We start from the raw sequence: 14371 nt of genomic DNA on the forward strand, positions 1-14371 counted from the left end.
TTAGATGATTGATGAATCTACCACTTGACACTCTTGCTACAGATTTGCCGTGATCACCTCCCTTGAAGCGGAACCATTGTTTGTTGAACATATCGTGCGTTGTGATTTGTTTTATCTTTTAACATGGCATTAGCCTCACTACATCGTTTTCTTCACCACGTTTAGAACTGCCAGCGCAAACCGAGGTCGGCCGTGAGGCCGTACGATTGCTCGGAACTCGGGACGCCCGTCTCCGCCTGAATAACACTGATATCATTTGCACTGTTGAAATTATTGAGGTCGCCGTACACTTGCAGCCCGTACCATGGCAGGGCTTGTTTGACTGAAAGATCCCATCGCGTGTATGCGGAGGTCGAACCTTTCAACTGCGGCCAAATGCTCGGATTGGTCCAAATATTTGCCTGATAGAGCATGGACACGCGGATGGAAAAGCCTTCGTAATCGTATCCGAGCGACAGGTTCACAATGTTATCCGGCTGAAAGAGCAAGCGGTCTGTAAAAGCGGTATCGACGTACTGAACCAGCCGGCCAACTTTCTCAACAAGCGTATACGGATATTTCGCTTTCGAATATATGTGGGTGAAGTTGACATTCATGACTAATCCGTCGAAGGGATGCGGCAAATACCAGAAGTGCGTCTGCCAGTCGAGCTCAAGGCCGTAGTTATTGATCCTGTATGGATCGTTCACGTAGGTTGCGATGTCGTACTCTCCGTTGGGTGCGGAAGTTGAAAGAAACGGCGGATAATATTGAAGCGCACTGGCTCCTGAAGCGTAAAAGTTCCATGCATAGATAAGATTGTCTATCTGTTTGATAAAGCCGCCGACCGTAAATAATCCTATTGAGTTGTCGTAAAAGGAAAGATAGCCGTCATAATTTGTAGACCTCGACGGCGACAGCTGGTAATTGTTCCAACTGATCGCGCCTCCTGTTGCAATATCAATTCTCGGTATAATAGCATTGTAGTCGGGATACGCCAAGGTATTCGTGTATGAAAAGCGGGCATCGAACCACGGCAGAGGTTTATAGCGCAGCATGACATCGGGGAGCCAATAACCGTGATTCACGGTGAGCGTCGTATCATAATGCTGATACGCTCCTCCCCCCGTTGCAGACGCCGTGCTTTGGATACCGCGCGCTCCCGAATACGTTGTCTGGAGGTTCTGAAACCGGACACCCGGGATCACTGTGACATCCGACCCGACATTGATGGTGGTCATCGCATAAACGGCGCTTTGATTTTCATGGCCAGCGTAATCGTTTGTTGCGGAGTTAAAGTTGTCGTAAAAATACGAGATAGCGTCGTTGTTCTGCTGGATAAGCGAGGCGTTACTTTTCACGTAGGAAGCTACTTCTGAAAGCATTGAGTAGTTCAACGGAAAAATCATAGGATAATTTCCGCTGAGAAACGTTCCATACTTAAAATTCGGATCGACGAACGGCCCCATCGGAATGCTCGTGGTATTGGCATATTGAGCAGTCGATGGAAAATGAGCGGCGATCAGCTTGTCGACGTATCCAGCGCTGGTCAGTCCCAGTCCTTGACCGCTGTATTGGTCATAGTCGTACGCACGGGTCTGGTACCGGAATTTTCCGCCAAATTTTATCGTGGCACTCAGCTTATCCGCAATATTGATCGGAGTATCCATATCCAGAGAAGCGGTCAATGCCCGTTCCTTTGAAAAACTGTTGCTCGAGACAAGGCTGTTGAGATATGTGGAGCTAAGGTCGTCACTCGCCGCCTTTGGTATTTGCTGCGGAATCAAATTCGCAACGTTGAGGAACGGCGCCAAACCCGCGGACGCTTGTTTGAATCCGACAGTCCAATCGCCCGGGTCGTTCGTTTCAGAATAGGTATGCGACAATTTCGCATCGACGTGGAAGATAGACACTTGCTGATCTGCGTCAATCGTGTTCGTGATGATATTCACCGTGCTCTTGGAATAGGCAAGGGAGTAATCGTGGAGATTATTCTGGATATCGTACACCTCTCCCCGGTCATCGACTGTCGTCGTCCCCGAGCTGAAAAAGTTCGACAAACTAATCTTTCCGGCCGGAGTCCGGTAATCCATGACAACAGTCGCATTGGCCCTCTGCCGGTCTCTCGGAACATCATCGAGGTTCAAACTCTGAGTGATGTAGTCTGTCGTGCTGCTCCCTAAATGCGTGTAGGAGGCCCCATATTGATTCGACGAGAGGTTCCTCCTTTCTAAATCCGCCTGTGCAAAAATTCCAAAGCTGTGATCCTCAAAAAAACGGCTTTCGACGCTCGCGATATATTTGTAGTTGTTGTACGGATTAACTGCATCCGACAAACCGTTGTATCCTCCTTCAGCGATAAGATTGACTCCTACGCCTTCTTCCTTCGTCGCTTGTTTCAGTTTGAAGTTGACTGTGCCGCCGAGCACATCCGCATCCTGGTCAGCTGTGTTCGCTTTCGTGACTTCAATTCCCTCAAGCATATACGGAGAGATCATGCTCAAATCGGTGCTGCGGTCGCTCGGGTTCGACGATGCCATGCGGACGCCATCGATCGTGATAGCATTGTACTTCGGCTGTAAACCGCGGACGACAACCTCATTCCCTTCACCGCCGCTTCTCAGCACTGCGATACCCGGAAGCCGGCCTATTGCCTCGGCGGCGTTCGCATCCGGCAATTCCTGAATGCGGGCAGCCGAGACAACGCTGACGATTTGCTGTGATGAAAGCTGCTGGTTAATAGCCTCGTTTTGTCCCGCAGCCTGCGCAGTGACGACGACCACTTCGCCCTGAATCGCAACACTATTCAGTTTGAAGAATAAGTTAAGGTCTTTTCCCCCCGCCACCTGAGCATTCAAGGACGCGGCTTCGTATCCGATGTACGTGATGCGAAGCGTATAACTTCCCGGAGGAACATTCCGAATAATGAATTTGCCGTCAACGTCTGTCGATGCACCGAGGCTCGTTCCTGCAAGTACGATCGTTGCCCCGGGGAGAACTTCGCCAGTCTTTGAGTCCGTCACCACACCGGTAATGTTTGATTCCGGTGCTGCTGCTGCCGGAGAGCTCTGCAGGGCTGAGAGCAATGACAAGAAGAGGGCGATAATGATAGTTCGCTTGAGCATAATATTCTCTTTCAATAGTCTGCGTGGATTGAAAAAGGCTCTTTGGCTTGTTGATAAATACATAGAATCACGTTTGAAAACGCCGGCTCTTGACCACGATGACAAGCGTCAGCCGGCATTAGGTTTCCTGAAACATCGTCGGCGATGCCGGAATATTTTCTGATACCGCTCCACCGTCGCCGATCAACGAACTGGCTCCGAGTATCGCTGCCTCGCCGTCCTTCAATTGTGACTGGAGGATGACCGCTTTCTTCTTGTGGAGTTTCAGGACGTTCTCATGATACGCTTTCGTGGTCGGTTCGAGGAGCAACCTTCCGGCATGCATCAAACCGCCGGAAAGGATAATCGCTTCGGGGTCGAACACCGCGACCGTATTCGAGAGAACACGCCCGAGAATTCGCCCCGTGAAGTTGAATGCCTGCACGGCGACAGGATCTTCATTCCGGGCCAGCTCGTAGATTGTTTCCGCGGAAAGATCGTTGAAGCTGATCTTCCGCAGTTCAGAGTCTTCAGTAGAATCGGCGAGCAGCTCGAAAACGGTGCGGCGGATGCCCGATGCGGACACATAGGTTTCGACGCATCCTTGCCTCTTGCATCCGCAGTGACGTCCCCCCGGCTCGATCGTCATGTGCCCGAGTTCCCCCGCGACGCCGTTCTCTCCGTACAACAAACGGCCGTCGACGACGATGCCGGCTCCCAGGCCGGTTCCCATCGTAATGACAACGAAATTTTTCATCCCCCGTGCCAGCCCGAACTTCATCTCGCCAAGCGCTGCGGCATTGCTGTCGTTCGTGAGCACGACGGGAACGTTGTAGTATGGTTTCAGCAGTCTGACAATGTCAATGGTCCCCCATTGAAGATTTGCGGGACTCTGAATTGTACCATCGATGTGCCGGGCGGCGGGCGCGGCAATTCCGATCCCGGAAATATTTCGCGCGGCCCCGTTTTTCTGGGAAAGCTGGGAGATCCCCGCGACGAGCTTCATTTTGAAATCTTCAACGGAAGGACATTCCTGGGTGAAAAATCTTGTTTTCTCAACGCAGGTTCCGTTCCATGAGACAAGGCCGAGCACTGTGTTGGTACCGCCGATGTCGATCCCGAGAGTAAATGTTTCGTTGTGCATGAAGTCCGAATTCAATTAGATGGCGATCCTAAAATCAGTGAATATTTTCCGTATGGACAGGGCGGCAGCACCGAGAAGCGGCGGATTTTCGGAGAGGGATGTCGGAAGCACAAGCGTGTTGCGCTGCTTTCCGAAAAAACCGCGCTTGTTGACCGTCTCCATGATGACCGGATACATGATGTCCCATGCTTTCACTGTCGATCCGCCGATGATGATATTTTGCGGGTCGATAGTGCGGATGATATTGGCAATGCCTAGTCCGATGTATTCCGCGGACCTTTTCAGCGATTCAATCGCGTTGGTATTACCGGCCACCGCGAGCGCAGTGAGATCGTCCATCCCTATCTTTTCGACGCGCTGATCCCCGGAACCGCTGCGATTCAAGTAATGAAGTATCGTCGCCCGGTCCGAGGCATACATTTCCCAGCAGCCTCTGTTGCCGCATGAACATGACTCCCCTCCTTCGATGAGCGTCATGTGTCCGTACTCTCCTGCGGCGTGAGAGTTGCCGCTGAGGATATGATTATCAACAACGATCCCAGCACCGATGCCAGCACCGATAGAAAGGAAAATAAAATTGGACGATGCGATGCCATGCTTCCCCAGCATCAGTTCTGCAAGGGCCGATGCTTTGGCATCATTCTCGACCGTCACAAGCTCGATCTCCGGACATTTCTCCTGGGCGATCGAACCGATGTCCAGATCCTGCCATCCAAGATTCGACGAATACGCGACGCGCGAATGGACTGAGTCGACGATGCCGGCGACGGAAATTCCGATTCCCCGCAAGGGACGGGAATGTAATGCGAGGTGCATTTTTTTCAACGAGTCGAGACAAAAAGATATAAAGACCTTGGGGTCTCCGGACTTTGTTTCGATCATCACTTTATTCATCAGCGTACCGTCAATGTCGACGATGGCGAGAGTCGTATGGACCGAATCGATGTAAATCGCTCCGACGAAATTCTTTTCACGCTTGATGCTCAGGTCCAAAGGATTTCTTCCGACAACCTGGTTCCTCACAATTTCCTCCATGATCAGATCCTCCTTCAGGAGAGATGAGACAATGTTCGAGACCGTGCTTTTGTTGAGTCCCGTTATTTGAGAAATTCGAGTGCGTGAGATCGGCTGCTTTTCCCGAACGGCGTTGAGAATAATTGCTCTATTGATATTTCGACCAACCTTAGGATTGATGCTGGTGATCTGGTCGTATCTCTTCTTCATTTAGAGGTTGGTGGTAACAGGTTTAATTCATCGTTTCAACAAACTAATAATGTGTCACGTAATAGCTCTTTCCGACACAATATAACCATTTAATTAGTTTGTTGAATAAACAAACTAATGCGATAATAGACCTTTATTACCCAATTGTCAAGTACTTTTTAATTAATTTGAACATTTTTCGGCATTCCCTAAATTCTATGCCAATTTTTTGTCTGCGGAAAATAGAACTTTTGGGTGAATAAGCACGGAAAATCCCCCCCTCAAGTCAACCGGACCAAATCACCTGAAGAAATTCTCTCCGGGTCAGAAACCAGTGATTTCCGGATACTCAAACCCAAATGTCAGTGGGAGCTGCAACGAGAAGAGATTAGTGTTGACGAGCCGGCGTTGAATAGGAGATAAAATAGGTGGGGATGCAAACGATCTCGGGGGAGTGCGAGTCAGCCTGCAACTGCTCCTTCGAGCCTCGTGAATGAAGATATCCTGGAGGCGTGGAGTGAAATCGTGTGAAGAGGTTCGAACATTTCGTACAACACGAGGCCGGCTGCTCCCAATGCAACGGCTTCTTCCCCCTTCGTTGCAGCTTTGACCACAACAGCTTCGGCAGGAACAGAAAGCAAATCCTTGTGAATATTACCGCGCACCAATTCGACGATTTTCGGGTACAAAAGAGGAAGTTTACCCCCCAGAATAATAAGCTCCGGGTTCAGTGTGTTGATCAGATTGATGCTGATATTGCTGAGCAGTGACGCACATTCTTCGTAGATTCGGAGCGCAATTCTATCGCCATTGAGCGCCTTATTTGCGATATCGGGAGCAGAGAGCTCCCCTTTGTGAGCATCCGATACGTTTCTTCGGTATGCGTCGATGATATTTGCATCGGTTAGAATTTGACCGACGATAGACTGACCGTTGTACAAAAGCGGGAATTGTTCTTTGTAAAAGAACGCCGGTTCAAGCTCGGCATATCCGATCTCTCCTGCGCTGGATGTAAATCCCCGGTGAAGAAGCCCGTTGATCATGATGCCCGCCCCCAGGCCGTCTCCGATAAAGAGATAGACAAGATTCTTGACCCCTTTGGCCGAACCGAGCAAATATTCTCCGAGCGTCATTGCTTTGACGTCGTTCTCGACGTACACTGGCACCTTGTACTCCCTTTCCAACTCATCGCTCAGCGATTCCCCCTCCCATGATTTTTTGTTGTGCGAAACCATGAGGAGATTGTTTTTGTAGTCGATCAAACCCTGGACGCCTATGCCGATGCCGACCAGGCGCGATTGCGGCGTGTGTGTTTCTTTAAGGAGAGAGGAGATCGTATCAACAGCAATCGACAGAACTTTTTTCGCGGGCGTTTCGAGCGAATAGGCAAAGGTTTTTTCCCGAAGGACTGCCGCGTTGAGGTCGGTGAGAACGATAGTCGCATGAGTCATGCCGATGTCGACACCGGCGACGAGTCCAGCAAGAGGGAGAAACCGGAGAAGCATTCTTTTTCGCCCCACTTTATCGTTGGCCTCCGTTTTACCGGTCTCTTCGAGGAATCCTGATTGAATCAGCTTGGCGACAATTTCGGAAACATAGGCTTTATTGAGATTGCACGCCTTGGCAATTTCGACGCGGGAGATTTCTCCGCTGTCTCTCACGAGACGGAGAACACGCACTTCATTGGGCTCCCGAATTAACGATGATCGTTGACTAATGACATCCCACAAAGAATTTGGCCCGGCGCATAGAGATAAAATGGGTACGAGTTGAACGGTACAAACCTACCTGAAAATGTGATAAAAATCAAGGGAACGAAAAAGGAGGTTGAGGTCATTTAACTTCCAAGCACGATGTTCACTCTTCAAAAGACCCCGCAACCAAAAGATGAACGTCAAGCAGCACTTCTTCGACAACAGACTTTTTTCCTTCTTTTTATTTGACTCTTTTTTTTGTATTTTTGAGCGGATGAGGAGAGCTGGCAGAACGGCTATTGCATCCTCCGAAGGAGGACGCGCGAGAGCCCTGTAGATTAGTTAGCGTTTAAGATCGTAATTTCTAAATGAGGAGAGCTGGCAGAACGGCTATTGCACCGGTCTTGAAAACCGGCGCCCGTAAGGGCTTGTAGGTTCGAATCCTACGCTCTCCGCAAGTGGGACAATTCTTTGTGTATATTCTTTGCTCGCAAAAACATTCCCGGTCGTATGTGGGTCAGACAAACGATTGTGAGGCTCGACTGGAACGCCACAACAGGGGCTATGTCACTTCAACAAGACCTTACCGTCCTTGGGTGATGATCCAACGGGAACAATTTGAGACTCGCGGTGAAGCAATGAAACGAGAGCACTGGTACAAAACCGGTACAGGACATCGCCGTATTAAAAAACTCATCGCAGAGTATCTGGAAGCAAAACGGCTATTGCATCCTCCGAAGGAGGGCGCCCGTAAGGGCTTGTAGGTTCGAATCTCGAAGATCCGCCGCTCTTTTTAGCGGACAACGCTCTCCGCAAGTGGGACAATTCTTTGTGTATATTCTTTGCTCGGAAAAGCATTCCCGGTCGTATGTGGGCCAGACAAACGATTGTGAAGCTCGACTGGAACGCCACAACAGCGGGTATGTCACTTCAACAAGACCTTACCGTCCTTGGGTGATGATCCGACGGGAACAATTTGAGACTCGCAGCGAAGCAATGAAACGAGAGCACTGGTACAAAACCGGTACAGGACATCGCCGTATTAAAAAACTCATCGCAGAGTATCTGGAAACAAAAAGGCTATTGCATCCTCCGAAGGAGGACGCCCGTAAGGGCTTGTAGGTTCGAATCTCGAAGATCCTCTGCTCTTTTTAGCGGACTACGCTCTCCGCAAGTGGGACAATTCTTTCTGTATATTCTTTGCTCGGAAAAGCATTCCCATGAGAAAATCCAACGTCAACTCATCAATCATACTAAACGCCGTCGCTCTCTAAGAAAACTCAGCAAGGAATCCAGAGCCAGACTATCTACGATCTTGCAAATTTAAACTTGACTTTGATTTTGAACAGGACGAAGTTTGAACCATCGATTCTTCGGGCCGGCTCGATTCGTTTGAGAGTTGATTCGGAATAGACCTTACTATTGAACATGCTTCAAGGCGCCCAGCTAAGAAGCTCCAGGGGGCAGACGCAGCTAAAATTCAGTGAAGTATCTTCCAATTCATTTCTTTTCCCAAACAACTCCTTCGAGCTGTCTGCAATCCGCTTAGTGCAAAACTATTTATAGTTTTCGCAATTGACAACCATGACTCCCACTCGGCTTTTCGTTCAACTCGTTATCTTTCTATGCGTCTTGTCGAGCCTTGAATGCAAGAAAGGATCTCCTGTCGGACCCAGCCAACCCAGTAGTCCTGATTCGACGTCTCATAATATCTCATGGCAATCGTATTCACTTGACGGCGGATCCGGCGTTGAAGGCGCAAGTCTTTATGATGTTTCAATAATCAATGATTCGCTCATTCTTGCAGTCGGTGAAGTCTACTTCACGGACTCCACAACTGGAGTTCCTGATCCAAGGCCTTACAATCTGGCAGAGTGGAATGGAACTTCTTGGAGCTTAAGAAAGGTCGCCGTCGCGACTCCTTATGGATCTGCCACCACGCCAATATACGGGATATTTTCATTTTCAGCCACGGACATCTGGCTTCTCGCCGGATTCCCCGTTCACGGCGATGGCACAACGTGGAATGAATACGATCTCGTCAACATGGGAATCCTGACTCAGAACGATGGTTATATTCGCGGTGCATGGGGAAGCAGTTCCAAGGACATGTATTTCATTGGAACTAAAGGAACAATAGTCCATTACGATGGGACGAATTGGAAAAAGATTCAAACGGGAACAGCGCTCGATATGCAGGCGATTTGGGGTGGATATGACCAGAAGACTTCTGAATACCAGATTTTGGCCCTGGCGTCATACCCATTCACTTTTCCAGAGGGCAAATTACTTCTACAACTCAATGGGTCAACGGCGACTGCAATTGCAGACAGCGGGCTGGCGCCTAGTCTGATGGGTCTTTGGTTTATACCATCCGAGTGCTATTACATCGTTGGTGATGGGATTTATCAAAAGAGTATTCTTGGCGACCCAATGTGGTCATCTCTACCACTCCTTACAACCTTTTACACCTCAAACGCAAGAGGAAATAGTCCAATTGACGTCTTTATTGTCGGATCCTTCGGGGAATGTCTACATTGGAATGGAAAATCATGGAGGAGTTTCTTTAATGTTACGGGGCTAGAAAATGGGGCTTATTCACAGGTTGCGGTGAAGGGAAACATTGTTGCGGCAGCGGGATCAAACAACGCAACCGCTGTCGTTCTGATCGGCCGTCGGGCAAATTGATTTGGCCGAAACGGGGTTTTGGATTATTGAAACAATGGGCTTTTAAAAAAACATCCCCTACCAGCGATTCCCATAACGGCCCATCACTGCATCAAAAACTCATCGCAGAGTATCTGGAAACAAAACGGCTATTGCATCCTCCGAAGGAGGACGCCCATCTGATGCCCCTCGCCCAGCAGAATATCTCACACTTTTTGCGAGCTCCTTCTTTAGACTAAGATGATTTAACTTCTTATATTGGTTGTTGATGAAGTTCTTTCATGCTCTCAAAATTCGTCTTTTGTTCCCGCCAAAGAGCGTTTTGATCGCCGGTCTATCATTCAGACTAATTTGTGCTCTCGCCTTCGCGGATTTGCACTCAGATTACTACTGGGAATACGGCGAGATCGCCAAAAACGTGATCTCTGGGAAAGGTTACTCGTTTCGCGCCTTTAGCGGCGACACCATGATCGACAGATATCGGGAGGGCCTATCTCCCCTTCCGACAGCATTCATGTCTCCCGGTTATGTCTGGGTCCTGATTCCTTTCATTGCATTGCGCAATTCTGTCGTTGCCAACATCCTTCTCATTTTGCTTCAAACCCTTCTGTCAATGGCAACAATCGTTTTGGTCTATCACTTTACACGCGCAATGTTCAACCCTCGAGCGGCTTTGTTCAGCGCAATTGCAGCGGCGCTTATGCCAGATGTTGTCTATGCAGTTATATCTTTTTCACCGACGGTTTTCTATCATGCCGGCGTGATCATACTCTTGTTGTTAATTGGAAACGGGAAGTCTGAATCCCCGCGCTTGCACATATTTCTTGTCTCGGTCTTATGCGCAGTGCTCATTTTTTTCCGATTCGAGTTCGTTCTTTACGTCTTTCTTATTGCCCTTTTGCTGGCACTCGAACGCAGAGCCAAGGAGAGTATTGTCATTGTCATGACAACGATCTGTTTCATCCTTCCCTGGTCCGCTCGAAATTACGAGGTCTTCGGCGAGATGGTTCCTCTCGGAACCGGGGCAGGCTTGAATTTATACAGGGGAAATAATGCTGAAAATATTGGAAGCTGGGGGAATGAAAAGACCAATCGGGAACTCCTCAGAATTCCACGAGACAAAAGATTCGAGCTCGCTCTTGATAGTTTGTTTCGAGAAGAAGCATGGGATTTTGTCCGGAAGGAGCCGAAACGTGAGGCTGAACTTGTGGCAGTGAAGGTCGGACAACTCTGGTTGTTCAGCCCTCTTCACCCCACGCCGTACAATCTCGTGTACGTAGCGGCATCGTCACTTGCCTTCATTTTATTTTTCGTTGGACTCTTGGTAACTTGGCATTGGGCCAAGTACAAATATCTTTATATGTTTCTGCTCTATTCTACAATCCTCGCAATGATATTTTTTGCCCTCCCCAGGCATCAGACGATGATGCGCATCGGGATGCTCCCCTTTATTGGTGCCGGCGTTGACGCTTTGATGACGTATTTCAGCCGGCCGGCGAAGTTAGGTCTCGAGAGGCAAAAAACTTTGGAAGGCCGTTAGCTCCTACCTTAGCTATCGCTTGAACGCGAGGCATAAAACGCCCCCCGCAATCAGGGCTATTCCCAGCCACTCCCTCGGAGAATGACGCTCGCCAAGAAACCCAAAAGCGAAAACAGCAACCAGCACAAGACTGAATTTATCCACTGCCGCAACGTTTGAAGCGGCGCCGATCTGAAGCCCGCGAAAATAACAGACCCACGAGGCGCCTGTCGCTAAAGCGGATAAGGCGAGAAAAATCCATGTTTTTGGCGAAAGCTTGAAGGGGTCGGTCCACTTGCCGGCGTACAGAATAAACCCAGCAAGCAAAAAAAGAATGATAAAGGTACGCACCAGCGTTGCAAAATCGGAATCAACATCTTGCACGCCGATCTTTGCGAAGATCGTCGTCAGGGCGGCAAAGGCCGCCGACATTGCCGCCCAAAAGAACCAATTCTGAAACGTCGCCATGTGATTCCCTCCGGACATCACATCCAAAGTGAGAGAATAACTCCCATCAGAAGCAGGGAAAGAAGCCAGAAAGAATTATCGAGGACCCAAAGACTCCATGGTTTTTTCTCGTAGAGCTTTGTCGTCAGCGTGACCGGTGCTATGTACCCAAGCCATCCAAAAAATCCTCCCATCAGCCCCCCTCCGATCCCTCCCATTTTGAAGTACGCGTCGCCGAACACGATCGAATGGTAGAGGACATAACTTATCACAAAAGAAGCGACAAACGAAAAAACCATGTTCATCGGTGCCGGCTTCATATCGGCAATGCCGGTGAGCTTTTGCCATTGTTTCGAAAAAATAACCGCTTACCAGACAGTAGCGAGAAGATAGTTTGCCACAGCGGCGACGATGACCGCGAGAAAGTTAACGTGGACATCCATTTAGATTCCCTCTTTCTGTTGGAATAAATTCACCAGCAAGCTGCGCTGATCGTTACATCTTTAAGAATTCGAGCAGCTTGTACATCAACACCGCGGGCCAGACGAGTGCCTTGAGAAACCCGAGCACTCCTTCCCAAAAGCTTGCTGAATGTTGGATGAAATAGACTGCCGCCCCTATAAAAGCCAAGCCGTATACTCCGCCGAAGGCATTGTGGTCATGTTTCATTTCAATATCCTGATAAGTTTATTCACTTTGTGAGCCCTGACTATATGCAGGTGTTCTCAGAATGAGACAAATATATCTGTTGCCCGGTGAAGAAACAACTATTGCATCAGTCAGAACGAGAGTTCTGAAGGCTCCGGACGGCCGAAGGTCGGAAGGTGAATGGGGAATACCGCATTATCGGGATCAAAACTGCCGGCAAAAATAAACAATGGCCTGTTGCCAGGCCATCGTTTCTTGCGGAGAGGGAGAGATTTGAACTCTCGGTACAGGTTTACCCCGTACGGCGGTTTAGCAAACCGCTGGTTTAAGCCGCTCACCCACCTCTCCGGAGAGTGCTTAAAATTTCTGCTTTAATGTAGCTAATCGGGAAAATACTTGCAACCCCTTTTTCGTCAGAGCGGAATGTTGCCGTGTTTCTTTTTCGGGTTGCGGTCAACTTTCGTTTCGAGCATTTGCAAAGCGCGGATGACCCTCGGGCGGGTTTCCTTTGGTTCGATGACATCATCAAGAAAACCCCGTTCAGCGGCAATATACGGGTTTGCAAATTTCTCCCGGAACTCGCTTTCTTTTTGCTTCACGGCTTCTTCTTTGTTCGCTGCTTTTTCAATTTCCTTTTTGAAAATGATCTCCACGGCTCCTTTCGGTCCCATCACGGCAATTTCCGCGGTCGGCCATCCAAAATTAATATCGCCGCGGATATGCTTGGAGTTCATCACATCGTACGCCCCGCCGTATGCTTTGCGCGTGATCACGGTGATTTTCGGCACCGTCGCTTCGCAAAATGCGAAAAGAAGTTTTGCACCATTCTTAATGATCCCTCCCCACTCCTGCGCAGTGCCGGGCAAAAATCCGGGGACATCCTCAAAAACCAGAAGCGGGATATTGAACGCATCGCAGAAGCGGACAAAGCGGGCCCCTTTCACCGACGCATCATTGTCCAGCACGCCCGCGAGTACCGACGGCTGATTTGCAATGATTCCCACGGGCTTTCCGTCCATCCTCGCAAAACCGACGATGATATTCTCGGCGTAATGCTCGTGGACCTCGAAGAAATCCCCCTCATCCACGACAGTATGGACAATCTGCTTCATGTCGTACGGCTTGTTCGGGTTATCGGGGACCACCGAATTGAGCGCGTCGTCCGTCCGCTGGATCGGATCCTTCGAATCGCGAAGCGGCGGATCGTCCATGTTGTTCGACGGAAGAAATGCGAGGAGCGTCTTGATCCGCTCGATGCACTCGGCCTCGCTCTCGCAAGCAAAGTGAGCCACTCCGCTCTTTGTTGCATGGGTAATTGCTCCCCCTAAATCCTCCGAGGAGACATCCTCGTGGGTAACGGTCTTCACAACATTCGGACCGGTGACAAACATGTAGCTGGTGTTCTTTACCATGAAAATAAAATCCGTGATCGCCGGGGAATAGACCGCTCCTCCCGCACACGGGCCCATCACAGCCGAAATCTGCGGGATGACGCCCGAGGCCATGGTGTTTCGCAAAAAAATGTCTGCATATCCGCCAAGGCTGACGACCCCTTCCTGTATGCGCGCCCCCCCCGAATCGTTCAGCCCGATCAACGGCACCCCGACCTTGAGAGCGAGGTCCATGATCTTGCAGATTTTTTCCGCATGCGCTTCGGAGAGAGAGCCGCCGAAAACGGTAAAATCCTGGCTGTAGACAAACACTTCGCGTCCATCGATCCTGCCGTGCCCGGTAACGACGCCGTCGCCCAAAAATTTCTGATTCTCTAATCCGAAATCATACGAGCGGTGCTGCACGAGCATGCCGATCTCCTCAAACGTCCCTTCGTCGACCAGCATGCTGATCCTCTCGCGGGCAGTCATTTTCCCCTTCTTATGCTGGTCCTCAATGCGTTGTTTTCCGCCGCCGAGCAATGCATCATTTTTTTTATCACGAAGTATTTTAAGCCGGTCTGCCGACATACGCG

Annotated in this window: 12 protein-coding genes and 2 tRNA genes; 5 read left to right on the forward strand and 9 right to left on the reverse strand. The window is 49.6% G+C overall.

Annotated features, from left to right (window positions below; genetic code table 11):
* Nucleotides 1–161: 161 nt before the first annotated feature.
* From VMF88_05760 to VMF88_05775, 4 genes are all read right to left on the reverse strand, one after another.
* On the reverse strand, nucleotides 162–3104 hold the full coding sequence (locus tag VMF88_05760; GenBank protein ID HTY10559.1) for a TonB-dependent receptor: 2943 nt from the start codon (nucleotides 3102–3104) through the stop codon (nucleotides 162–164).
* A gap of 118 nt (nucleotides 3105–3222) precedes the next feature.
* A complete protein-coding gene (locus tag VMF88_05765; protein HTY10560.1) occupies nucleotides 3223–4227 on the reverse strand; it encodes an ROK family protein in 1005 nt (334 codons plus the stop codon).
* Nucleotides 4228–4242: 15 nt separating this feature from the next.
* The gene (locus tag VMF88_05770) at nucleotides 4243–5451 is read right to left on the reverse strand and encodes an ROK family transcriptional regulator (protein ID HTY10561.1); all 1209 of its coding nucleotides are present in this window, start codon (nucleotides 5449–5451) and stop codon (nucleotides 4243–4245) included.
* Nucleotides 5452–5891: 440 nt separating this feature from the next.
* Nucleotides 5892–7109 carry an ROK family transcriptional regulator gene (locus tag VMF88_05775; GenBank protein ID HTY10562.1) on the reverse strand — a complete coding sequence of 406 codons (1218 nt, stop codon included), beginning with the start codon at nucleotides 7107–7109 and terminating at the stop codon, nucleotides 5892–5894.
* Between the two features lie 387 nt (nucleotides 7110–7496).
* Here VMF88_05775 and VMF88_05780 point away from each other — a divergent pair.
* From VMF88_05780 to VMF88_05800, 5 genes are all read left to right on the forward strand, one after another.
* Nucleotides 7497–7579 (forward strand) — tRNA-Ser (locus VMF88_05780).
* A gap of 18 nt (nucleotides 7580–7597) precedes the next feature.
* The gene (locus VMF88_05785; GenBank protein ID HTY10563.1) at nucleotides 7598–7888 is read left to right on the forward strand and encodes a GIY-YIG nuclease family protein; all 291 of its coding nucleotides are present in this window, start codon (nucleotides 7598–7600) and stop codon (nucleotides 7886–7888) included.
* Between the two features lie 67 nt (nucleotides 7889–7955).
* Complete coding sequence (locus VMF88_05790; protein ID HTY10564.1) at nucleotides 7956–8246, forward strand: GIY-YIG nuclease family protein; 291 nt, start codon at nucleotides 7956–7958, stop codon at nucleotides 8244–8246.
* A 510-nt stretch (nucleotides 8247–8756) separates the two neighbouring features.
* Nucleotides 8757–9812: a hypothetical protein gene (locus tag VMF88_05795; GenBank protein HTY10565.1), complete on the forward strand. Its 1056-nt coding sequence runs from the start codon at nucleotides 8757–8759 to the stop codon at nucleotides 9810–9812.
* A 493-nt stretch (nucleotides 9813–10305) separates the two neighbouring features.
* Nucleotides 10306–11331, forward strand: coding sequence for a glycosyltransferase family 39 protein (locus tag VMF88_05800; GenBank protein ID HTY10566.1), 1026 nt, complete (start codon nucleotides 10306–10308; stop codon nucleotides 11329–11331).
* 12 nt (nucleotides 11332–11343) lie between these two features.
* On the opposite strand, the gene VMF88_05805 is transcribed toward VMF88_05800, so the two are convergent.
* The 5 genes from VMF88_05805 to VMF88_05825 form a co-directional block, all read right to left on the reverse strand.
* Nucleotides 11344–11778: an EamA family transporter gene (locus tag VMF88_05805; protein ID HTY10567.1), complete on the reverse strand. Its 435-nt coding sequence runs from the start codon at nucleotides 11776–11778 to the stop codon at nucleotides 11344–11346.
* Between the two features lie 17 nt (nucleotides 11779–11795).
* A complete protein-coding gene (locus VMF88_05810; protein HTY10568.1) occupies nucleotides 11796–12119 on the reverse strand; it encodes a DUF1761 domain-containing protein in 324 nt (107 codons plus the stop codon).
* 133 nt (nucleotides 12120–12252) lie between these two features.
* A complete protein-coding gene (locus VMF88_05815) occupies nucleotides 12253–12426 on the reverse strand; it encodes a hypothetical protein (GenBank protein ID HTY10569.1) in 174 nt (57 codons plus the stop codon).
* A 237-nt stretch (nucleotides 12427–12663) separates the two neighbouring features.
* A tRNA-Ser gene (locus VMF88_05820) sits at nucleotides 12664–12753 on the reverse strand.
* A gap of 65 nt (nucleotides 12754–12818) precedes the next feature.
* Nucleotides 12819–14366, reverse strand: a complete 1548-nt coding sequence (locus VMF88_05825; GenBank protein HTY10570.1) for an acyl-CoA carboxylase subunit beta — start codon at nucleotides 14364–14366, stop codon at nucleotides 12819–12821.
* Nucleotides 14367–14371 lie beyond the last annotated feature (5 nt).

This window comes from Bacteroidota bacterium, from assembly GCA_035506275.1.
Classification (GTDB): Bacteria; Bacteroidota; Ignavibacteria; order UBA10030; family UBA8401; genus JAGVPT01.

What these genes read in the sequence shown, in the direction of transcription:
- VMF88_05760 (HTY10559.1), bottom strand. Translation starts at nt 3,104, where the DNA reads ATGCTCAAGCGAACTATCATTATCGCCCTCTTCTTGTCATTGCTCTCA.
- VMF88_05765 (HTY10560.1), bottom strand. Translation starts at nt 4,227, where the DNA reads ATGCACAACGAAACATTTACTCTCGGGATCGACATCGGCGGTACCAAC.
- VMF88_05770 (HTY10561.1), bottom strand. Translation starts at nt 5,451, where the DNA reads ATGAAGAAGAGATACGACCAGATCACCAGCATCAATCCTAAGGTTGGT.
- VMF88_05800 (HTY10566.1), top strand. Translation starts at nt 10,306, where the DNA reads ATGTCTCCCGGTTATGTCTGGGTCCTGATTCCTTTCATTGCATTGCGC.
- VMF88_05805 (HTY10567.1), bottom strand. Translation starts at nt 11,778, where the DNA reads ATGGCGACGTTTCAGAATTGGTTCTTTTGGGCGGCAATGTCGGCGGCC.
- VMF88_05815 (HTY10569.1), bottom strand. Translation starts at nt 12,426, where the DNA reads ATGAAACATGACCACAATGCCTTCGGCGGAGTATACGGCTTGGCTTTT.
- VMF88_05825 (HTY10570.1), bottom strand. Translation starts at nt 14,366, where the DNA reads ATGTCGGCAGACCGGCTTAAAATACTTCGTGATAAAAAAAATGATGCA.